Origin of the sequence: Paenarthrobacter sp. YJN-5, assembly GCF_015040095.1 — a bacterium.
Lineage (GTDB): Bacteria > Actinomycetota > Actinomycetes > Actinomycetales > Micrococcaceae > Arthrobacter > Arthrobacter ureafaciens.
Genome location: NZ_CP053546.1, coordinates 1 through 19,366 on the forward strand (window position 1 = coordinate 1; position 19,366 = coordinate 19,366).

The following is a 19,366-nucleotide window of genomic DNA, read 5'->3' on the forward strand; positions in this document are numbered from 1 at the left end:
CCCGCCGGACCAGCAGCGGCGCTCCTCGGAGCACTCTCTGCCTGATTTGACGGCTATAGGAGCATCGTCGTAGACACAACAGGACCGGGCACGGCGGAGCTCTGCGACGTCGGGACCGGGCCCAACTGCCGGCCACGGAGCGAAGCGGAGTGGACGCCCAAAAGGGGTGCGAGCCCTGCGAGGACGTAGCGGTGCTCAAGCTTCCGGGCGCAGCCGGTACGGTGGAGGATGTCCCGCCCGGTTACCCCCAATCCCAGACGGGACGATTGTTATTGCAAGGAGAGGTACGCAATGGGATTACGGAACTTCCTGAACAGGCGCAGCCTGCAGGCCGAGGAACCGCCGTTGGCGGTGGTTCCGGAAGCGCCCGTAGTGCGGGATCCGCTAACGGCCGAGCAGCTGAGCACGGAGCAGCTGGCGGACCTTGATGCGGCGCGTGCTGAGTTGCTGCAGCTCGCCGCCGAGATGGGAGTGGAGAGCCTTAGCGCCTGTCCCCGCGACGGGAGCCGGTGGCAGGACAATCCTGAAACCATACGGACCATCACCGCGGTCCTCCGGGAAGCACACCTGAAGGAACAATTGGAGGAGCAACTGTCCACGGAAGATGCCGGGCCGCCGGCCTGGTAGACGGGCCGCCAGGTGGCAGCCCGTCTCCATTCGGTCTAACTACCTTCGTCGTTCCGGGTCTTGGAGTTGGCGCGTTACACCAGGATCGACGCTCCAAATGCTGTGAACGAGAGAACGAAGTTCACGATGGTCAGCGGTTCCATGAGGGTCGATGCTCATGTAGCCACCTCCTTCCTGCCCCGCCGTGCGAGGCCCCCACGTCCCAGCCGGTCGTGGGTTGACGGGTCGGGCCCCCGGACGGCTACGATCAGTGGCCTTGTACGGAGAACAACCCAGCCACATGTAAGGCAAAAGCAGGCTTTAACAGGCCGAAGCGCAGCGAAGGTCCGTCCTGGTCTTGGTCCTTTAGGCTGGGCGCATGGACGAGTCCATACCGCGGGCACTGCAACCACCGGTTGCTGTTGCCCTGGCCAAACTGATCAGGGCTTTCCCCGGCCCGGGAGCGTTGCCGGGCGTCCTATATTCAGAGCCCAAGTGGGATGGATTCCTTCACTGCACTTTGTCAAGCGGTGTCCCTGTGCCGTTCTCGAGTAGCGTGTTCCAGTCCAGTGCCGGACCGGGACCTCGGACTCTATTTGTGGCTCGAATTAGGGCTGAGACTTGGAGTAAATCCCGGGAGTCAAAGGATGCCGATCATGATGTGGAGCCATGGACAAGGCATGGTGTGGATGTGGCTCTGGGCTACTGTGCTACTTGTCGGCATCGCGTTGCTTGTACTTCTGGCAATAAGGGTTTTCGGCGGCGGCAGTGGCGGTTATGTCCCTACAGGTCCACAAGGGCCAGACGACCGGTCTCAGGTGAAAGGTAGCAAGGCTCGCCAAATACTCGAGGAGCGCTTCGCGAAAGGGGAGCTCACAGCAGACCAATACCGCGAAAACCTCAATGTGCTCGGTGAGGACCCATAGTGCGAGCCATCAGCCGTCGCCATGCGCTGTTGCTGGGAGGATTCGGAGTGGCAGCAACAGCTGCCGGTGGTGCCGGGCTGCTCTTGACCCTGACCCCGCGGGAGAAGCCCGTCACGGGAGGTGACCTGGCCCAGCCCCCGGAGGAAAGGAGTTCAAATGGCCGGCTGCAGGTGCAGCTCGAAGCCGCACCCGGACAAATCATGCTTGCCGGCCAGCAGGCCGCAGCCCTTGGCTATAACGGCCGCATCCCCGGCCCAACGCTTCGAATACAACCAGGTGATGTCCTGAGGATCAGGCTGGTCAACAACCTGTGCGTGGTACGGCGCAGCGAAGACTAAACGCCCCGAGAGGGACACCCCGCCGCCTGAACGGGCGATGACGGTCGTAAGAAGGAGATGAACCGCCCGTGCGTGAACTCACTGATGCTGAAAAGAAGGTGTTCATGCGCATGCTGGGCGAAATCCGGAAGCGGCGTGACCGGAACATCCTTCGGACCCGGTACGCGGACGGTGAGCAGCGCGCTTCTCTGATGGGCATCGCGATTCCGCCGTCCATGGAGGGTTTCGCGGCGGTGCTGGGCTGGCCGCAGAAGACTTGTGATGTGCTGGCCCGCCAATTGGTCCCGAACGGGTTCACGGGCTCGTCTGGGGCGGCCATGGACCTGATCAGCGCGGTGTTTGACGAGAACCGGGTGAAGCTGCTTGAACAGTGGCTTATCCATTCGGCTGTGAAGCACGGGCCGGCGTTCGCGTTTGTGTCCAGGGGTGATGTTGGGGAGCCTGATCCGTTGATCACGGTCCGGTCGGCGTTGGAGGCTACGGCGGAATTGGATCCGCGCACTGGGCGGACGACGGCGGCGCTGGAGGTTGTTTCACGCGACGAGATGCTATTGTACCTGCCGGGTGAGGCGATGACTATTCGCCGTTCGGCTCGGGCGTGGATGGTGGACGAGGTCATCAGCACCGCGGACGGTTCGGTTCTGTGCACCCCGTACGTTCACGGGTGGCGTATGGATCGCCCGTTTGGTAAGTCGCGGATCACCCGCCCGGTGATGAAGCTGACGGACATTGCCGTGCGTATCCTGTTGCGGCAGGAAGTGTCTGCTGAGTTCTTCAGCGCCCCTCAGCGGTATCTGCTGGGCGCGGACGCGGACATGTTCAAGGACGAGAACGGGAAACCGATCCCCGCGTGGGAAGCGTTCTTCGGGGCCATGGCTGTTGTGCCGGACCGGAAAGAAGACGACCCGGATTACAACCAGGACAAGCCCGAACTGAACCGGGTCGAGGTCGGCCAGTTCCCGCAAATGTCCATGCAACCCCATTCGGATCACATGCGCACGGTCGCGATGATGTTCGCGGGTGAGTCTTCAATCCCGGTGAACCAGTTGGGCTTGATTCTGGATAACCCGCCGTCGGCTGACTCGATTGTGGTCATGGACGCGGATCTTATGTCCGTGGCCCGGCATGAGCGGATCGGTTTTGGTGTGGCTCGGGAGAACCTGGCCCGCAATGTCCTGATCGCTTTGGAGGGTCCGGACGCTGCGGCGAAGGCTTGGCGTGGTTTGCAGGCTCGCTGGCTGAAAACGGAGTCGGAACGTCAGTCCGCGGCGTTGGAGGTCACGCAGCAGGTCACGGCGGGGATACTCCCTCCGGAGTCTGAGGTGGCTTTGGAGCGTCTGGGTTATACGGAGACGGAGATTCAGCGGATCAAGGCCGATCAGCGGGCGGCGCGTGGCGCTCAGCTCGCGCAGCAGCTCGTGGCCGCCGCGCAGCAACGTCAACAGCCGCAGCAGGTCGTTGGCGGCCAGCCGCAGCGGGAACTGACGCAGATACCTAACGGGCAGTAACGCATGGCGGACCTGGTTTCTGTCCGGGCGGGAATTGTCGCTGTCGGTGAGCATGCCACGGCCGATTTGGAACTGATCCTGGGGGATTTGGACCTCGCGGACGGTTACACGGTCAAGGCGGTGTTGCTGGAAGCGTTCCCGGATCTTGTTTCGACCTACGGGCCGGGCGCGGGGCTGCTCGCGGCGGACTTTTATGACGAGGCGCGGGCGGAAGCGGCTGTGCGGGGGTTCTACTCCGCGCAGGTCGCCCCGAACCCGGCCGTGGAGCAGTTGGCGTCGAATGTTCGGTACGGGATAGGGCCGCTGTTCGGGGAAACACCGGACGTTGCGCTTGCTGTGCGGCTTCTTACGGCTGCCATGGATCGTGACGTGCAGCAAGTCGCACGGGACACCATCGCGGAGTCCGCAACTAACGACCCGGTCCGTGCCCTGTGGGCGCGCGTACCGGGAAAGAAAGACCCGTGTGCTTTCTGCGTTGTCGCAGCGGGTCGGGGCGCCGTGTTCTCGGAAAGGGCGGCGCAGAAGCACTATCACACAGGCTGCGGCTGTACCGCAGTTCCTATCTGGGGGGAAAAGGATCTTTCGCGGCTGAAACGACAAACGGGTTACGACCCTGACGGTTTCGAAGCGAAATACCGCGACGCAAGAGCCGCGGCGGGACGCACGACCCTGAAAGGGGACTCGTCCGACCCGGACGAGCAGTCCATCCTGCAGGTCATGCGGGAAATGTACGGGCTGCGCTAACCACCAGATAAGAGAAAGCCGCTCCGTCATGAGCAACCAGCCAGTCCCGCCCAATCCGAGGCCGAAGGGACGGCACCGCGCCGCGCCACCCCCGGATGATCCGTCGAACTTGTCGTTTGACGAGATTATTCACCCGACACAGCAGATCCCGTTGGCGCCTGCGTCCAGGCGTGAGCGCCGGGATCAGGAGCGCGCCGCGGATGCGCGGAAGAAGCAGCAGCGGAAGTCCGCGGCGTTGGCGACGGGGAGTTTCGCCGTCGTGACCGGTGTGGGTGGTGTGCTGGGGTTGCAGAGCGTGAGTATCCCGGCCGTGGATTTGCGGACGTCGCAGGTGCCTGTGGTGGCTGCTTCGGCACAGGGCATGGTGTTGGCTGGTGATGCTTCGCTGGTGTTTGAGGGTCCGAAGGTGTCCACTGTCGCGGCACCGCCGCCGGACCCTAAGCCCGCACCGGCCCCGGTGGTGAAGATGGAAGCCGCGAAACCCGTCGCTGTACCCTTGGTTGGCCCTCAGCCTGCCCCTGTGACGGCCCCGGCGTCAGGTAAGGGAGCGGCTATCGCGGAAGCGGCGTTGGCGCAACTGGGCGAGACTCAGGACTGCGTGAAGATGGTTTCCGACGCTCTCGCGACGGTCGGGGTCAAGTGGTACGACTGGCCCATTGGTGCGCTGCGTCTCGGCACGCAGGTTCCGCTGTCCCAAGCACAGAGGGGCGATGTGCTTTATTACGTCAACGGGGCTGGAACGTCCGTGGCGGGTATGGCGCACGTAGCGATCTACATCGGCGACGGCAAAGCGGTACATGGGGGTTTTAACGGATCCCAAACTGTCGTCTGGTCGTGGAATGTCGGGTACGCCCCGGCTGTGCCGCCGACGGCGGTTATCCGCGTCGCATAAGAAAACCGCCCCTTGAAATCAGCGGGGGCGGTGTTCATGCGGCCATTCTAATGCATTTTCCGGGTTTTCTACCCGGTGACAGTACACCACGCCCCTCTGTCCTGCGTGGGGGACAAGGGCGTGGTTTTCAAACTTCCGCGGTTCTCCCGCGAAGCGGTACGCGCCCGTAAGCGCGGTCATGAAATGCCCGACGGGGCTAAACGGAAAGGGGTGCCTTCGGCATGTCTGCTGATAGCACGACTACCGCTAACGCGGGAGACAACAGCAACACCAATACCAACGCGCAGCAGCAACAGGAGCAGCAGCAGTCCACAACTTTTGAGGCCATTACGTCTCAGGAGGCTTTGGACCGTGTGCTTGCTCAGCGGCTCGCAAGGGAAAAGTCCAAGTACGCCGACTACGCCGATTTGAAGGCAAAAGCCCAGAAGTACGACGACGCCGAGGAACAGAACAAAACGGACCTGCAAAAAGCCAACGACCGCGCCGAAAAGGCCGAACGTCGGGTGCAGGAACTCGAAGGGCAGGAGAACCGCCGCACGCTGGCCGAAGAGGTCGCACGCGATAAGCGGGTTCCTGTGCATCTGCTCCGGGGCGACACGAAAGAGCAACTCGAAGCTCACGCTGACGAGATCCTCGCATTCCGTGGCCCTCAGGGCGTCGTGAACAAGTCCGGCACCAACGGCGACGACAAAGAAAAAGCCACTTCATCGGTGGCGGCTGGCCGCGAACGGTTCGCGGAACGGCACAAGAAACCCAACTCTTAGGAAGGAAAGGCCATGCCTCGTTTCCGCAGCGAAACGTTCAGCACTGGTGACATGTCCTGGCTCGGTTCGGATCACGGCATCGCGAACTCTCGCACCGTGACGATCGACATTTCGACGTTCACCGCTGGCACGCACTACCCGAACGGTTACATCCCGTCCGGTCTCCCCGTGGCTGTTGTGGGCGGCGTGGCCGTCCCTTACGACGCCACTGAAGGCACCACGACCGGCGCGGGTATCCTCGCGGGTCACATTCTCACGGATCAGCCGGTGATTGGCACGGGCGATTTCCCTGCCCCGCTGTTTGATCACGGCCGTGTGGTTGTCGCGAAGCTGCCCATCTCGTTCGTGAAGCCCGCTGCGGCTGCTAAGAACGCCGCCCACAACATCGTCTACGTATAAGGAAGGGGTGACTGAAAATGGCACTTTGGACTGATCTGATCACCCCCGCCGAACTCACGGGTTACGCCCGTGCGTCTCTGGAGGATTTCGAGGCCCGCAACGGCACTCTTGCCCGTTGGCTCCCGAACCGTTTCGTGCAGGACATCGTGGCCCGCTTCGTTGCGGGCGCGGCTGGTGGCCTTATCGCTGCCGCTGATTACCGCGCTTACGACGCGGAACCGACCCTTGGTAAGGGCGATTCCGTGAAGCGCTACACGATCGACCTGCCCGCTGTGGGCCGGAACATCCCGATTTCGGAGTACCAGCAGCTCCGTAACCGGAACAGCTCCGACGCTGCGATGATCGCCGCAATTGAGCGGACCGTGGATATCGTTGTCCGCGCGGTCGTGAACCGCGTCGAGGCTGTCCGCGGCACCGTCTTGGTCACCGGCAAGGCGACCGTGAGCACGGGCGCGTTCTCCGTTGAGGACGATTACGGTCGGGCCGCTGGTCACACGCTGACCGCCGGTTCTCTGTGGTCCACGGGCTCCGTTGACCGTCTCGCGTACCTGCAGACCATCAACGACGTTTACCGGGACGCGAACGGCGAGGACGCGGGCGTGATGCTCATGTCCACCCGTGTTTTCCGTGCGCTGGCGTCCGGTGACCAGTTCCAGACGCAGCTTCTGAACGGTGGCGCTCGTAACGCAACCCGCGATGAAGTTCTGGGTGTGGTTTCCGCAGCCGGTAACCCGGACATCGTCCTGTACGACCGTTCCTACTTGGAGGGTTCGACGAAGACGAAGGTCATCCCGGATGACCGGATCCTTCTTCTGCCGGAACCGGTGGACCCGAACGACGGCGAGGGTTCGCAGCTCGGTGCGACGTTCTGGGGTCAGACTCTGACGTCCATGTCTGAAGAGTATGGGCTGGCTGACACGGATCTGCCGGGTCTGGTGGTTGGTGTCCACCGGAACGAGAAGCCCCCGATGATCGCTGAGGTCGTCTCGGATGCGATCGCGTGGCCGGTTCTGGCGAACCCGAACCTGTCTCTCGCTGCCAAGGTTCTCTGATCATGGGGAACCCGCGCGCTAAGGCGAATGTGGTCCTCACGGACCCTGAAACGGGCGCGGTGCGGGTTTTCGAGGTCGGCGAAGAGTTGACGGATTGGGCTGTCGAGATGATCGACAACCCGGAGGTTTTGGGGGACAGCGAGCCGGACGAAAGCCCGGCCGCTGAGCCCAAGCCGACCCGTACGCGCCGCCCTCGTAAGGCCCCTACCAAGTAAAGGGGGTGGGGCGCCATGGCTCAGCCGTGGACCACCCCTGATCAGGTAATTGACCGCTGGCTCGGGCCGGGCAAGTTCCCGGTCACGGATTCACAGCTCGTGACGTTGATCGCTGACGCTGAGGACACCATCCTTGGCGAGTTCCCTGACGTGGATGCGCGCATAACTGCCGGGTCGCTGCGTGTGGATACGGTCCGTAAGGTCGTGGCCCGCATGGTGATCCGGCAGTTGCGTAACCCGGAGGGCCGGCGGCAGACGAACACGGTTTCGGGTCCGTACACGGATTCGGTGACGTACGCCGGGGACGATCTTGGCGAGATGACGTTGTCGGAGAGCGACCGGAAGGAACTCGCCCCGAGGGGCACGAGTAACCGCCGGTTGTTTAGCGTGTACCCGGTTTCCCGGACTGAGCCGCCCGTGCAGCCGTTTGGCGGGTGGCCCGGTGGCTGACGAGTGGGGCCGTCACCCTGGCGGGGTGACGGTCTCGTTCCGACGCCGCACGGCGGGTGCTGTGGTGAAAGGTTTCGAGACGGTTTCGTTTGGGCCGTGGTTCGACGTTGAGGGTTGCGCCGTGAAGTACGGGGTTGCCGAGTCGGAGCAACAGTCCGCGACGCGTGACGAGGTGCTGCACAGCGCCGTGGTTTACGGGCCGCCGATGGACGAACCGTTGACGGAGTTCGACGAAGCACGACTACCTAACGATCCCGACGTGTACGCGGTGGATGGTCGCCCGGTGTCGTGGCCGCGCCCGTTCGCGGGCGGGGTTGTCGGCACGGAAATCCGTTTGAAGAGGGTGGCGGGATGACGGCCAAGATCAAGTTCAACAACAAGGCTTTCACGGAGTTGTTGAAGGGCGACGCTACCCGAACGGACTTGTTCGCGCGGGCCAAGAGGATTGCCGAGGCCGCCAATGCGAATGACTCGCGTGGCGGTGAGGGGTTCGCACCTTCTGTGCGGACGGGCAGCACTCGTGTGCGTTCTTCGGTGATCACGACCAACTGGGAAGCGCGGGTTGCTGAAGCTAAGCATCTGGCGCTGACGCGAGCAATTGACGCGGGCCGCGGCGGCGTGAGCCGTGGCGGCACCAACGAAGTCGAGTACGTCGATTACACCAACAAGGCCGGTAAGACGACCCGCATCACGGCTAAGCAGGCCGCCAATTACAGGCGGCGGTCTGGTGGCTAGTCTTCCCTCCGCGCTTCTCTGGCTGATCGAGTACCTGGACAACAACCTGACGGAGGAAGTGCGCGGCGAAGTGCCGCGCAACCGTCCAACGGTTTTTGTCATGGTCACAACCGCTGGCGGCGACGATCGCACGTCCGTTACGGCTGCGCCGCAACTGCTCGTCGAGTCGTGGGCTGACACGATCCTGAACGCTGAAGCGCTCGCGCGGAAAGTGGACGGGCTCGTGGGTGCAGCCCATGGCGTCACTATCGACGGCGTCTATTGCAAGGGTGCCCGCCGTTTCGGGCTGCCTTACGAATCCCCGGTCCCTGAATCCGACGCTGCCCGTTACCGGCAGCTCGTCTCTCTCACTTTCCGCAGAACGGAGTAAACCCATGACCCGCGTTACTTTCGCGGTTGACCACACGACACCGGGTGGTCGCTCGTACAAGCAGGGCAGCACGCACGAGGTAAACGCCGCTGATGCCCGCGAACTGATCCACATCGGCAGGGCAACGGACGCCGGCGAAGCGCCGGAACCGGAACCCGTCACCGAATCCAAGCCGAAGACCCGGAGCCGCGCGAAAGCGTCCCCCGAGGACACGGCGAACCCAGACGAATCCGCGTCGGCTGAGTCCGCCGCCCAGTCCAAGGAGGGCTGACCGTAATGACTACCAACAAGTCGAACGTCCGCATCTTTGGTGACCTTGGAACTGAAGTGTTCCTGGCGCCGAAGGGTTCCACCCTGCCGACCGCAGTAACGACCGACCCGACGACCCCGTTCGTGGGGATGGGCTGGCTCACGGAGGACGGTATCGAGGTTGACATCAACGTCGACATTTACAAGGCCAAAGGCATCGGTGGTGTGACGCTCCGAACGAAGGTCACCGGCACCGAACGCACGATCAAGTTCCAGTGCTCTGAGGACACCAAGGGCGTCCGTGACATGTACTACGGCATCACTGTCGCTGACACGATCAGCGGCACTACCCCGAACCAGGTCGCGAAAACCCAGATCCTTCCCGAGCGTCTGCCGACGATCCAGAAGGCCGCCGTGTTCAAGAACGTGGACGGTGCGATCACGGAGTTCCTGTGCTGCACGAACCTCGAAATCACGGACCGCGGCACCCTGTCGTACAAGGCGGACAAGGAAAAGATTTACGAGTTCACGGCTGAGTTGGTCGGGGATGTTTACATCCTGACGAACGACCCGGCGTTCATCTCGTAATGACTGCTGCGTGGCGGGGTCTGCTAACTCCCCCGCCACGCAGCCACCAAACCATTCACGAGTTAGCACACCCATGTCAAAAAAGGAGTTAGCACTCATGACTGCACAACGCACGGCCCGTAAGGAACTTTCCGAGGTCAAGCAGCCCGAGGACCACAAGCAGGCGATCCAGGACGTCACCGTTGAACTGCGCGGCGAGTCGTTCACGGTGAAGGGCAAGGCACTGAAGGACTACCGTCTGCTGCTGCTGCTGAACAAGATGGAGCAGAACGGCGCATACCTTCCCGAGGTCATGGAACGGATCCTGGGCCAGGAGCAGCACGAAAAGGTCATTGACCTGCTGTCCGACCCGGACGACAACGACTACGTGGACACCGAAGACGTCGGAAACTTCCTTCGGACCCTCATGGAAGAAGCCAAAGCAAAAAACTCCTGATCCTCGCCCACTACCTGACCCATTACCGGTCTGAACTGAACGCTGATTTGGGGCGGTTCTACGGGATCAGTTTGGACGACATGGACCCGGCCCGTGATAGGGGCCGGGTTTCCATCCGGACGGTCGCGGATTACGCCGCGCACATCCCGCGCGGCGGGGCGGTTGGGCAGGCAGTTGGTGGGGCTCTGGCGATCACGCAGGAAACGGACGCGCTCCGCGCCGTCGTGCACGCGCTGAACCTGCAGCTATGGCAGGCGGGCGGGTCCAAGGGCAACCAGCCGCAACCGATGCCATACCCGGAAGGCACGGCCGCGATGAAGGCCAAGCAGGACCGGATCCAAGAACGCGCGCGCCGGTTCCGGGAGAAACACAAAACAGAATAAGGGGTGCCTCGTGGCGTCTGAACTTGCGTCCATGTTCGTGTCGATCACCCCGAACATGTCGGGGTTCCGGACGTCGGTTCTGAAGGAACTGCGCGGGGTTGATAGCGACGCTGCCGGGGCTGGTAGCAGCTCCGGCAGCGCGTTCTCGGGGGCTTTTGGTAAGGCCATTGGTGGTATCGGTTCGGCTCTCGCGACGGCTTTGAAGGTCGGGACTGGGGCGGCGCTGGCCGGTATCGGCGCCGCTGGTGCGGTCGGTATCAAGACCGCTGCGCAGCTCGAGACGGCGAACATTGGTTTCACGACCATGCTCGGGTCCGGGGAAAAGGCGCAGGCGTTTCTGAAGGACTTGACGGACTTCGCGGCGAAGACCCCGTTCGAACTGCCGGGGCTGCAGAAGTCCGCTTCTCAGCTCGTGGCGACGGGTATCGCCACTGAGAAGGTCATCCCGATCATGACCACGCTCGGCAATATCACGTCCGGTATGGGCACCGGGTCCGAGGGCATCCAAAGGGCTGTCGTCGCTATCCAGCAGATGAACGCGGCGCAGAAGATCGGCGCTGAGGATCTGAACCAGCTCCGCGACGCGGGCGTGCCCGTGTACGAGCTGCTGGCTAAGGCCACGGGCAAGTCCACGAAGGAAGTTTCTGCGCTCGCGCAGGCCGGGAAGCTCGGCAAGAAAGAACTTGACCAGCTCATGGCAACCCTCGAATCGGGGGTTGGTCTGGAGCGGTTCAACGGGCTCATGGAAGCGCAGTCCCAGTCCCTGACTGGTTTGGCTTCCACCGCGAAGGACACCTTCCAGATCGGCATGGCTGGGGCTATCGCCCCGCTGATTCCCCTGCTGAAGGACGGCCTGGGCGGGGCTATCACGTGGATGTCCGACACGCTCATGCCGGGGATCCAGCACGGGTTGCAGGAAACCATCGGCTCCGTGATGTCCTTCGGGGCTGCTTGGCGGACGAACGACGGCGACATCACTTCTTCGGGGATGCCTGGGTTCTTTGAGCAGCTCGGTTACTGGTCGCATCAGGCTTTCGACGGGCTGGCGGGTGTTCTCACTCCGTTGCGGCCGATCTGGGACGCTTTCGTTTCGGCTGGCCGTGAACTGCTCCCCATTTTCCAGCCACTCGCCCCGCAGGTAGTGGCCGTGGTGCAGGCGTTTTCTCCTTTCCACATCGTCATGCAGGCGTTGTTGGGGGTTCTCCCGAACCTGGCCCCGATCGTTGTGACCCTCGCTGAGGGATTCGCGAATCTGGTTTCCGGTGGTTTGGCTGTGGTTCTCCCGGTCGCGCGGGAGTTCGGCAACTTCACCCGCGACGTGATCGTCCCGGCTGTTTCCGGGCTGACGGGTTACCTGGCTGAGAACAAGGACGTGACGCTGCTGCTCGCGGCGGCCATTGGCGGGATCGTGGTCGGCATCAAGCTTTACCACGCCACGTTGGCTGTTGTCGCGTCGGTTACGGCAGCTTACCGGGCCGGTGTGGCTCTGTTGACGGCCGTGCAGGTGGGCCATAACGCGGCGTTGGGGATTTCCACGGCGTTGACGCAGGCGCAGGCAGCGGCGACCGCTAAGGGAACCGTCGGTTTCGTGGCGATGAAAGTCGCGCAGATCGGGACCACGATCGCGACGCAGACCGCGGCGGCGGCTCAGTGGCTGTGGAACGCGGCGCTGTCCGCGAACCCGATCAGCCTGATCATCATCGCGATTGCCGCGCTCGTCGCCGGGCTTATCTGGTTCTTCACCCAAACGGAACTGGGCCGCGAAATCTGGGCCAACGTGTGGGGGTTCATCCAGACACTCGTGGCCGGGTTCGTGGACTGGTGGACGAACACTTTCGTGCCGGCCCTGAACGTGGGGGTGCAGGCCGTCGGGTCGTTCTTCACTTGGCTGTGGGAAAACGGGATCAAACCCCCGGTTGACGCTATCGGCACGATCATCACATGGCTTTGGCAGACCATCATCGTCCCGGCCTTTCAGGCGTGGACGACGATCATCGGCGGGTTCATCGCTTTCTTCCAAGCAATCGGCGAAATCATCGTGGCCGTCATCCAGCAGTGGATCGGCCCCATGTTCGTTTGGTTGTGGGAGCAGGTCATCGTTCCCGCTTGGAACGGGATCATGGCGATCATCGGCGCCGCGTGGGACTGGATCAACACGAACGTGTTTATCCCGATCGGTATCGCGATCGACGTCATGGGTCAGGCGTGGAACTGGTACTGGAACCAGGTCATCGTTCCGGTGTGGAACGGCATCATGTCGGCTATTGGGGCGGCGTGGAACTGGATCGACACGAACGTTTTCAAGCCTATCGGTGTTGGGGTGGACCTGCTCGGGCGGGGCTTCAGCATCTTCTGGCACGACGTGGTCGAGCCGGTATGGCAGGGCATCCAGGACGCAATTGGTGGGGTCTGGAACTGGATCCGTGACAACGTGTTTACGCCGATCACGGACTTTGTTCAGAAGACCATCCCGACGGCGTTCGAGGCCGGTAAGGACGCAATCGGTCGGGCTTGGGATCTGATCGCTGGCATTGTGAAGAAGCCGATCGAGTTCGTTGTGAACACGATCATCAACGACGGCATCATTGGTGCTATCAACACCGTGCGCGGATGGTTCCAACTCGAACCGCTCGGCAAAGTGGCACTGCCCGCTGGCTGGGGTTCCTACGCGGTTGGCGGCTACACCGGTGAGGGCGGCAAGTACCAGCCTGCCGGTATCGTCCACGCGGGCGAAGTTGTGTGGTCCCAAGAGGACATCGCCCGTTGGGGCGGCGTCTCCGTGGTCGAGGCTCTGCGTAACGCGAAGGGCTACGCAGGCGGCGGCCTTGTGTCGCCGCTGGCGCAGTTCGTCATCTCGCAGGGCTTCTCGGGCATCAACGGACACAACGGCATTGACATGGCGGCCCCTACGGGCGCGCCTATCCATGCTGCTGGTCCGGGTGTGATTTCGTTCGCTGGCTGGTCCGGTTACGGCGGCGGCAACGAAACCCACATCGACCACCCGAACGGGCTGCAGACGTGGTACGCGCACCAGTCCGGGTTCGCCGTTTCGGGCGGATCCGTGGCTCAGGGGCAGACCATCGGCTACGTCGGAGCTACCGGCCTCGCTACCGGCCCGCACCTGCACTACATGGTGTTGGATGGTGGCTGGCCGAACGTCCTCGACCCAACCCCGTACCTTACGGGTGGCGGGGCTCCGGGAACGGGCCAGGGCGGCGGGTTCATCAACCCCTTGGCTGGTTTGCTGGACGGGTTCCTGAACTCGGTGAAGGGCGCGTTCCCGGACGCTGGGCCGATGCTCGAAGTCGCTGTTGGGGCCGTGAAGATGGTCTTCGACGACGCCATGAAGTATGTCACGGAACTGTTCACCGGACGGACGGACCCGCAGGGACCGAAGGGCCGGACCGCTGCCGCGCCGTACACCTTGTACGACGGGGGCGGCTGGTTGCCGTCCATGGCCGAGCCGCAGTTGGTGCAGCATCGCAAGCAGTCCCCTGACGCTGTCCTCACGGACCGGCAGTGGGATGCGGTGTACAGCACCAGCCAAGCCGTCCAGGGCGGCGGCGGCGCGCCTACTGCGGACGCCCTGCGGGAAGTTCTCGAAGGCGCGCAGCTCGAACTCGTTGGGGTGAACACTCTGACGAACGCCGTCGCAGCACGAATCAGGTTCGAACGCTCTAGGAGGTTGTAAGTTGGCTGTCTCTGTGCGCGCTTCGGCTGGGTTCGTGGCGAACAACTCGGGCGGGACCGTGACTATCAACTGGCCCGCCGGGACGGTGGCCGGGGATCTTGCTGTCGCTGAAATCGACAACGCACGCCCCTCCCCTCCCGGCACTGGCTGGTTGACGGTCGCGAAGAACGTCTACGCGAAAGTCGTCACCGCCGCGGACCTCACCGCGGGCTCATTTCAGGTGAAGTCCACCCTTTACGGGCTGGTGGTGTTCGCGAACGCCGCTAAAACCGGGCGCGTGACCTACCAGAACGGCGTCCGAATCGACACGGGCGGCGCAGCAATGTTCCTCGCCTGGTCGGACTCGTACGACAACGTCTCCGAAATGGGTTCCCCGACCGGGCAAATCGGTTCGATCGTGAAGGACTTCCGGAACGCATGGTCGTCCATGGCTGTCCGCACCGGGCAACCGGCGGGTTATGTGCAGTCCACGGCTTCCCCACCGCACAGCATTTCCGTGGAGATTATCGCGACGGCCGCACCGCCGGCGCCTTTGCTGTCCGCGCCTGCCGCTGGGCAGGAAGTGGAACGCACGGCACCGATCACGCTTGTCTGGTCCCATCAGGGGCAGGGCACGCAGGAAGCCTACCGCGTGTCCGTGCGCGCGGTAGGTGCAGGATCTTGGTCTTACCTGACGTCCACGGGCACGTTGTCGGGGACGTTGCAGACCATCGCCGGTTCGGCGCAGTCCGCGACGATCAACGCTTCAACGCTCACGGCCGGGCAGGCTTACGAGTGGCAGGTTGCAACGCAGGAGAACGGTTCGTTCTCCTCGTATTCGTCAACCCGTCAGTTCTCCCCGCAGAACCTCCCGTCGGTCACTTCGGTCACGCCGTCGGTGACGGCCGGGCAACTGGCCGGCACGGTGTCGTGGGCTGTCACGGTCACGGCCGGGACAGCGTCGGCGTGGCAACTGGCGATAACCCCGTCCTCGCAGACCGCACCGGACTCCCCCATGTATTTGACGCCGATCACGGCGGGCTCGTCTACGACGACGTCGATCCCGGTCCTTGGCTGGACGAACGGGTCTTCGTACAAGGCGTGGGTCAAGGTGCAGCAGTCCGGCGGGCTGTGGTCCCCGTGGACTTCGGGGACGTTTACGGTTTCGTGGACACCGCCTACGGCACCGTCAGGGGTTGCTGGGACCGACTCCCGGCCCATGCAGGCGTCCGTTACGGGCGTCCCCGCTGGCAGGGACGTGGAAGCTCAGTGGTCCGTTGACGGCGGATCGACGTGGACGGCTCTCGGGTATCAGGTGGCACCGGGTACGACGGCGGTCTTCCAGCACCCGCTGGCACCGTTCGGTGTGCCGGTGACGTTCCGTGCCAGGTCCCTGGATATCGTTTCCGGAGTCGGGATCCCGTCCTCGTGGACGGTTTCCGGTTCCTCGACGACGTCCACTGACGACGGCTCGTATTTCGTCGGCGACGACGGCACATGGCTGGCGGTCACGGTCGTTGACGCCGGAGCGGTCGAATACGTCCAGGGCGTGCAGGTGTCCTACGGGATGGGCGCTGACGGGGCGCAGGTAGACCGCGGCCCCGTACAAGGCGCGAGGGGTTCTTTGGTGCTCGACACGGGCACGAAAGAGGACGCCGCCGCGCTCGTGAACTGGATCACCACCGCTGAAGTGTGGACCCACCGCCCGCACCCCGAAACCGGGGACAACGCCACGGACCGCGACGCGGGGCTGATGCGCATGTCACCCGCGAAACCAGTCACCGCTGCCCGTCCTGTTCAAGCACTGATCGAAGACCGTCACGTGTCGTTCGACTGGGTCGAAAGGTAAACCATGCCCATTACGGCAACTGACATCAAGATCCGTTTGTCGGTCACGACGGGGTCGGCGGGGAACACGTCCACGTCGTCCGGTCCGGCGTCGTTGGGGAAGTACATTTCCACAACGGACGTCCCGACCGGGAACAACCAATGGTTCAGCACGATCAGCGGCGTGGACAACGCCGGGTCCGTGGTGACGTACCGGTGTTTCTTCGTGTACAACGCGCACGCAACCCTGACACTCACGTCCGCGGTTGTGTGGTTGTCCGGCGGTGACCCTGCCGGGGGGCCGTGGTGACCTTGGCCGTGGACTCCACAGCCATATCCGCTGTGGGTTCCTCGTCCGCTCAGGCCCTCACAGCGGCGTCGGAAACCGCCCCCGGTGGTTCAGTGACGGGGCTGTCCTATTCGGCGCCCACGTCGTCCGGTGCTGGCCTGTCGCTGGGCAACATCGGCCCCGGCCAGGTCCGGGCCGTGTGGGTGAAACGCGCCGCGCAGAACTCCACCGCCGTAAACGAGACGGTGACGCTGGCGGTCACGGGCTCCACCATCGCATAAGGAGGGGCCGCGTGGCCGTTTCGTTTGTCACGTCGTCCGCGTCGTCCTACTCCGGCACTTCGTCGCCGCGGTCCGCTTCGGCTGTCACCGTGCAGACCGGGGACGTGCTCGTCGTCGTCGGTGGCGGTTCGGACGGCACCACCCTGAACACTCCAACGTCCACGGGGGCTTCCCTGTCCTCGTGGACGCTGCAGCGTTCCTACTCCGTGGGCACGTCCTACGGAACCATTTACTTGTGGACGGCGTCCGCGAACGCCTCCGGATCCGTGACCGTTTCCGCTTCCCGTAACTCGGGCGGCACGAACACGAACTACGGTTTCACGGTCCTGCTGTACCGGGGCGTGGACCAAATAGGTTCGTCCACTGTCGGGAACAGCTCGTCCGGATCCCCGGCCATGAACCTGGCCGTGTCGCAGAACTCCCACGTCGTGTTCGGGGCCACGGACTTCAACCCGGCGTCCGGAACAGAAAACTATCTGGGCAACGGCGACGCCGTCACCGACGTCACGTCGAACAACCGGTTCTACGTGGGCAAGTACGACGCGCAGAACGCGGGGACGGGCACGTTCGGCTTGTCGTCCCCGTCCGGGCAGAAGTGGGCGGCTGTCCTCCTCGAACTGGAAGAAATTCAGGAGGTCTCAACCACCCGGAACGTGTCCTGGGACGTGCAACAACTCGTCACCGCGACAAGGGCGGTCACGTACGACGTCGCCATTCAGCAGGTCACGGCCACGCGCGCGGTCGCGTGGGACGTTCTCGGCAGGGTCCAAGTAACCCGCGCGGTTTCGTGGAGCATCGCATGGTTGGGGACGTGGCGGGAAATCGTCAACACCCCCGAATGGTTGGGCATGGTGTCGGCGAAGTCCCGGACCGTCACGTCCCGCGCTGAACTGGTGGACGGCAACGGGAACTTCGTCCAAGATCTTGTGTTCGACACAGCCAACATCGAGTACCGGGGCGAGACAGCGGAAGCTTGGGGCGGCTCGGTGTCGTTCAAGGATCCGGATATGGTTCCGCGCGCCCCGTCGGACAAGCTCGACCCCCGAGCCGGTTACCGTGTCAGGTTTTGGTGGCGGATCCTGTCCGAAGGGCAGTGGTTCGAAGTGCCGGTGGGCACGATGATCCTGGACGACCCGAAGATCAGCGACGATATGGATTCGTTCGGGATCACGGTAACCGCGAGGGACATCCTGTCCGTGGTTCGCCGGACCGGGTACGGGCAGGAGAACATCCCTGTCGGTGGGCTCACAGTGGATGTGGCGATCAAGAAGCTGTTCGCCGCCGTCGCCCCGTGGGTGACCGTGAAAGTGCCGCCGACGACCATTGTCCTCCCGGACGCTTACCAGCTTGGCCTGGACAACGCCGACCCCGGCAAGGACTGGACGAAACTCGCTGACCTGGCTGGCTGGGTGGTCCGCACGGACCGTATGGGCACGGTCCTGGTGGGGCCGCAGGAAGCGCGGGCGTGGATCGTCGCGGACTGGCAGGAGGGCGCGAACTGCCCGGTCATTTCCATGAGCCGCGGCATCACGTCGTCGCAAATGTTCAACCGGGTGCTTGTCCGGTCCACGGCGCAGGACGCCGTGGGGGTGTGGGCTGTCGCTGAAGACGACGATCCCGGTTCCCCGACGTGGGTCGGCCGGTGGGGTCCGTTCACGAAGGTGATCGAGTCTGACGCGGTGAAGACCACCGAAGCGGCGCAGCAAATGGCGTCCATGCAGCTCGGGCGTTTCCTGCGCCCGACTGAGTCGGTGGATGTGACCGTGCCGCAACGCCCCGACCTTGAATACCGGGACCAGATCGCTTTGGCCCGGCAACGCTCCGGCGTGGGCGGCGTGTTCATGGTCTCCGGCTGGTCTTTGCGGCTCGGGCCGGCGGATAAGGGGCCGGAGTCTATGACCGTGACCATGATGACAAGGAGCTTGGATTGAGCGACGACCTTAGCGAAGCGGAGCTGTTGGCGCAGGAGTTGAACGACACCAGCACCAACACCGGCCGCATGGTGAACGGGACGATCGTCGCGCGTGACGGGAACGTGGTCACTGTCGATATTGGTGGGGAGACCCTGAACGCCTATTCGGGTACGACGGCTGGTCTCCCCACGGGCACGACGGTGCAGGTTGCCGTGCAGGAGGGCACGGCGTCGGTGGTGCAGGTCATTGACGGACCGTCCGGAGGGGTGCCGGTCGGGTTCCTCGGGCAGTGGCCGACGGCGACGCCCCCGGCTGGGTGGCTGATCTGTAACGGCGGCACGTTCTCCGCTACTGATTACCCGGACCTGAACGCCGTACTTGGTGGTAATACGCTCCCGGATTTCCGGGACCGGTCGCCGGTCGGCGCTTCCGGGACGAAGTCCGTCACGACGACGGGCGGCGCCGCTTCGATCACTCTTACGACTTCGCAGATGCCCTCGCATGTGCACGCGCACCCGCACAACCACGCAACGGGCATGGCTATCGGCACGATCCGGGAAGGCACGTCCGCTTCGACGCCGTCGATCATGTACCCGACGGCGGGCGGCACGAACACCGGCCCCGAGTCACCAACGAACACGAACAGCGCCGGGTCCGGCTCGTCAGTGAACGTCCAAAACCCGTACTTCACCGTGAATTTCATCATCTACGCCGGGGCAATTGCGGCCTGA

General features: G+C 63.5%; 23 protein-coding genes. All 23 read left to right on the forward strand.

Translation table 11 applies throughout. The features are described 5' to 3' along the window. The first annotated feature begins 291 nt into the window (after positions 1-291). The 23 genes from HMI59_RS23925 (at position 292) to HMI59_RS24035 (ending at position 19,366) form a co-directional block, all read left to right on the forward strand. Positions 292-627, forward strand: coding sequence for a hypothetical protein (locus HMI59_RS23925; RefSeq protein ID WP_193594394.1), 336 nt, complete (start codon positions 292-294; stop codon positions 625-627). Between the two features lie 904 nt (positions 628-1,531). After that, positions 1,532-1,870 (forward strand): multicopper oxidase domain-containing protein, encoded by a 339-nt coding sequence (locus HMI59_RS23930; RefSeq protein ID WP_193594395.1) that lies wholly within the window; start codon positions 1,532-1,534, stop codon positions 1,868-1,870. A gap of 110 nt (positions 1,871-1,980) precedes the next feature. Continuing rightward, positions 1,981-3,378: a phage portal protein gene (locus HMI59_RS23935; protein ID WP_193594396.1), complete on the forward strand. Its 1,398-nt coding sequence runs from the start codon at positions 1,981-1,983 to the stop codon at positions 3,376-3,378. A gap of 3 nt (positions 3,379-3,381) precedes the next feature. Next, positions 3,382-4,122, forward strand: a complete 741-nt coding sequence (locus HMI59_RS23940) for a hypothetical protein (RefSeq protein WP_193594397.1) — start codon at positions 3,382-3,384, stop codon at positions 4,120-4,122. Between the two features lie 28 nt (positions 4,123-4,150). Beyond that, the gene (locus HMI59_RS23945; RefSeq protein WP_193594398.1) at positions 4,151-5,014 is read left to right on the forward strand and encodes an NlpC/P60 family protein; all 864 of its coding nucleotides are present in this window, start codon (positions 4,151-4,153) and stop codon (positions 5,012-5,014) included. Positions 5,015-5,235: 221 nt separating this feature from the next. Continuing rightward, positions 5,236-5,778, forward strand: a complete 543-nt coding sequence (locus HMI59_RS23950; RefSeq protein WP_193594399.1) for a hypothetical protein — start codon at positions 5,236-5,238, stop codon at positions 5,776-5,778. Positions 5,779-5,790: 12 nt separating this feature from the next. Beyond that, positions 5,791-6,177 carry a potassium transporter gene (locus HMI59_RS23955; RefSeq protein ID WP_193594400.1) on the forward strand — a complete coding sequence of 129 codons (387 nt, stop codon included), beginning with the start codon at positions 5,791-5,793 and terminating at the stop codon, positions 6,175-6,177. A 17-nt stretch (positions 6,178-6,194) separates the two neighbouring features. After that, complete coding sequence (locus HMI59_RS23960; RefSeq protein ID WP_193594401.1) at positions 6,195-7,229, forward strand: major capsid protein; 1,035 nt, start codon at positions 6,195-6,197, stop codon at positions 7,227-7,229. 2 nt (positions 7,230-7,231) lie between these two features. Further along, positions 7,232-7,444: a hypothetical protein gene (locus tag HMI59_RS23965; protein WP_193594402.1), complete on the forward strand. Its 213-nt coding sequence runs from the start codon at positions 7,232-7,234 to the stop codon at positions 7,442-7,444. Between the two features lie 15 nt (positions 7,445-7,459). Then, positions 7,460-7,894, forward strand: a complete 435-nt coding sequence (locus HMI59_RS23970) for a Gp19/Gp15/Gp42 family protein (RefSeq protein WP_193594403.1) — start codon at positions 7,460-7,462, stop codon at positions 7,892-7,894. A 25-nt stretch (positions 7,895-7,919) separates the two neighbouring features. After that, positions 7,920-8,249: a hypothetical protein gene (locus tag HMI59_RS23975; protein ID WP_193594404.1), complete on the forward strand. Its 330-nt coding sequence runs from the start codon at positions 7,920-7,922 to the stop codon at positions 8,247-8,249. Next, positions 8,246-8,629, forward strand: coding sequence for a hypothetical protein (locus tag HMI59_RS23980; RefSeq protein WP_193594405.1), 384 nt, complete (start codon positions 8,246-8,248; stop codon positions 8,627-8,629). Before HMI59_RS23975 ends, HMI59_RS23980 begins: the two co-directional genes overlap by 4 nt. Beyond that, positions 8,622-8,999, forward strand: a complete 378-nt coding sequence (locus HMI59_RS23985; RefSeq protein ID WP_193594406.1) for a hypothetical protein — start codon at positions 8,622-8,624, stop codon at positions 8,997-8,999. The genes HMI59_RS23980 and HMI59_RS23985 overlap by 8 nt, the downstream gene beginning before the upstream one ends. 4 nt (positions 9,000-9,003) lie before the next feature. Then, positions 9,004-9,270: a hypothetical protein gene (locus HMI59_RS23990; RefSeq protein WP_193594407.1), complete on the forward strand. Its 267-nt coding sequence runs from the start codon at positions 9,004-9,006 to the stop codon at positions 9,268-9,270. A gap of 5 nt (positions 9,271-9,275) precedes the next feature. Beyond that, entirely contained in the window at positions 9,276-9,836 is a 561-nt protein-coding gene (locus tag HMI59_RS23995; protein WP_193594408.1) for a hypothetical protein, read from the forward strand. A gap of 97 nt (positions 9,837-9,933) precedes the next feature. After that, positions 9,934-10,272 carry a hypothetical protein gene (locus HMI59_RS24000; protein ID WP_193594409.1) on the forward strand — a complete coding sequence of 113 codons (339 nt, stop codon included), beginning with the start codon at positions 9,934-9,936 and terminating at the stop codon, positions 10,270-10,272. Between the two features lie 71 nt (positions 10,273-10,343). Beyond that, positions 10,344-10,655: a hypothetical protein gene (locus tag HMI59_RS24005; protein WP_193594410.1), complete on the forward strand. Its 312-nt coding sequence runs from the start codon at positions 10,344-10,346 to the stop codon at positions 10,653-10,655. A gap of 10 nt (positions 10,656-10,665) precedes the next feature. Continuing rightward, positions 10,666-14,346, forward strand: coding sequence for a peptidoglycan DD-metalloendopeptidase family protein (locus HMI59_RS24010; protein ID WP_193594411.1), 3,681 nt, complete (start codon positions 10,666-10,668; stop codon positions 14,344-14,346). A 1-nt stretch (position 14,347) separates the two neighbouring features. Further along, a complete protein-coding gene (locus HMI59_RS24015; RefSeq protein ID WP_193594412.1) occupies positions 14,348-16,174 on the forward strand; it encodes a hypothetical protein in 1,827 nt (608 codons plus the stop codon). Positions 16,175-16,177: 3 nt separating this feature from the next. Continuing rightward, entirely contained in the window at positions 16,178-16,462 is a 285-nt protein-coding gene (locus HMI59_RS24020; RefSeq protein WP_193594413.1) for a hypothetical protein, read from the forward strand. 8 nt (positions 16,463-16,470) lie between these two features. Further along, positions 16,471-16,722, forward strand: coding sequence for a hypothetical protein (locus HMI59_RS24025; RefSeq protein WP_193594414.1), 252 nt, complete (start codon positions 16,471-16,473; stop codon positions 16,720-16,722). Positions 16,723-16,733: 11 nt separating this feature from the next. Beyond that, positions 16,734-18,653 carry a hypothetical protein gene (locus HMI59_RS24030; protein ID WP_193594415.1) on the forward strand — a complete coding sequence of 640 codons (1,920 nt, stop codon included), beginning with the start codon at positions 16,734-16,736 and terminating at the stop codon, positions 18,651-18,653. Then, the gene (locus HMI59_RS24035; protein ID WP_227471730.1) at positions 18,650-19,366 is read left to right on the forward strand and encodes a phage tail protein; all 717 of its coding nucleotides are present in this window, start codon (positions 18,650-18,652) and stop codon (positions 19,364-19,366) included. Before HMI59_RS24030 ends, HMI59_RS24035 begins: the two co-directional genes overlap by 4 nt.

Coding starts and splice junctions, on each gene's coding strand:
- HMI59_RS23925 (WP_193594394.1), top strand. CDS start 292: ATGGGATTACGGAACTTCCTGAACAGGCGCAGCCTGCAGGCCGAGGAA.
- HMI59_RS23935 (WP_193594396.1), top strand. CDS start 1,981: ATGCTGGGCGAAATCCGGAAGCGGCGTGACCGGAACATCCTTCGGACC.
- HMI59_RS23940 (WP_193594397.1), top strand. CDS start 3,382: ATGGCGGACCTGGTTTCTGTCCGGGCGGGAATTGTCGCTGTCGGTGAG.
- HMI59_RS23945 (WP_193594398.1), top strand. CDS start 4,151: ATGAGCAACCAGCCAGTCCCGCCCAATCCGAGGCCGAAGGGACGGCAC.
- HMI59_RS23950 (WP_193594399.1), top strand. CDS start 5,236: ATGTCTGCTGATAGCACGACTACCGCTAACGCGGGAGACAACAGCAAC.
- HMI59_RS23955 (WP_193594400.1), top strand. CDS start 5,791: ATGCCTCGTTTCCGCAGCGAAACGTTCAGCACTGGTGACATGTCCTGG.
- HMI59_RS23960 (WP_193594401.1), top strand. CDS start 6,195: ATGGCACTTTGGACTGATCTGATCACCCCCGCCGAACTCACGGGTTAC.
- HMI59_RS23965 (WP_193594402.1), top strand. CDS start 7,232: ATGGGGAACCCGCGCGCTAAGGCGAATGTGGTCCTCACGGACCCTGAA.
- HMI59_RS23970 (WP_193594403.1), top strand. CDS start 7,460: ATGGCTCAGCCGTGGACCACCCCTGATCAGGTAATTGACCGCTGGCTC.
- HMI59_RS23980 (WP_193594405.1), top strand. CDS start 8,246: ATGACGGCCAAGATCAAGTTCAACAACAAGGCTTTCACGGAGTTGTTG.
- HMI59_RS23990 (WP_193594407.1), top strand. CDS start 9,004: ATGACCCGCGTTACTTTCGCGGTTGACCACACGACACCGGGTGGTCGC.
- HMI59_RS23995 (WP_193594408.1), top strand. CDS start 9,276: ATGACTACCAACAAGTCGAACGTCCGCATCTTTGGTGACCTTGGAACT.
- HMI59_RS24000 (WP_193594409.1), top strand. CDS start 9,934: ATGACTGCACAACGCACGGCCCGTAAGGAACTTTCCGAGGTCAAGCAG.
- HMI59_RS24020 (WP_193594413.1), top strand. CDS start 16,178: ATGCCCATTACGGCAACTGACATCAAGATCCGTTTGTCGGTCACGACG.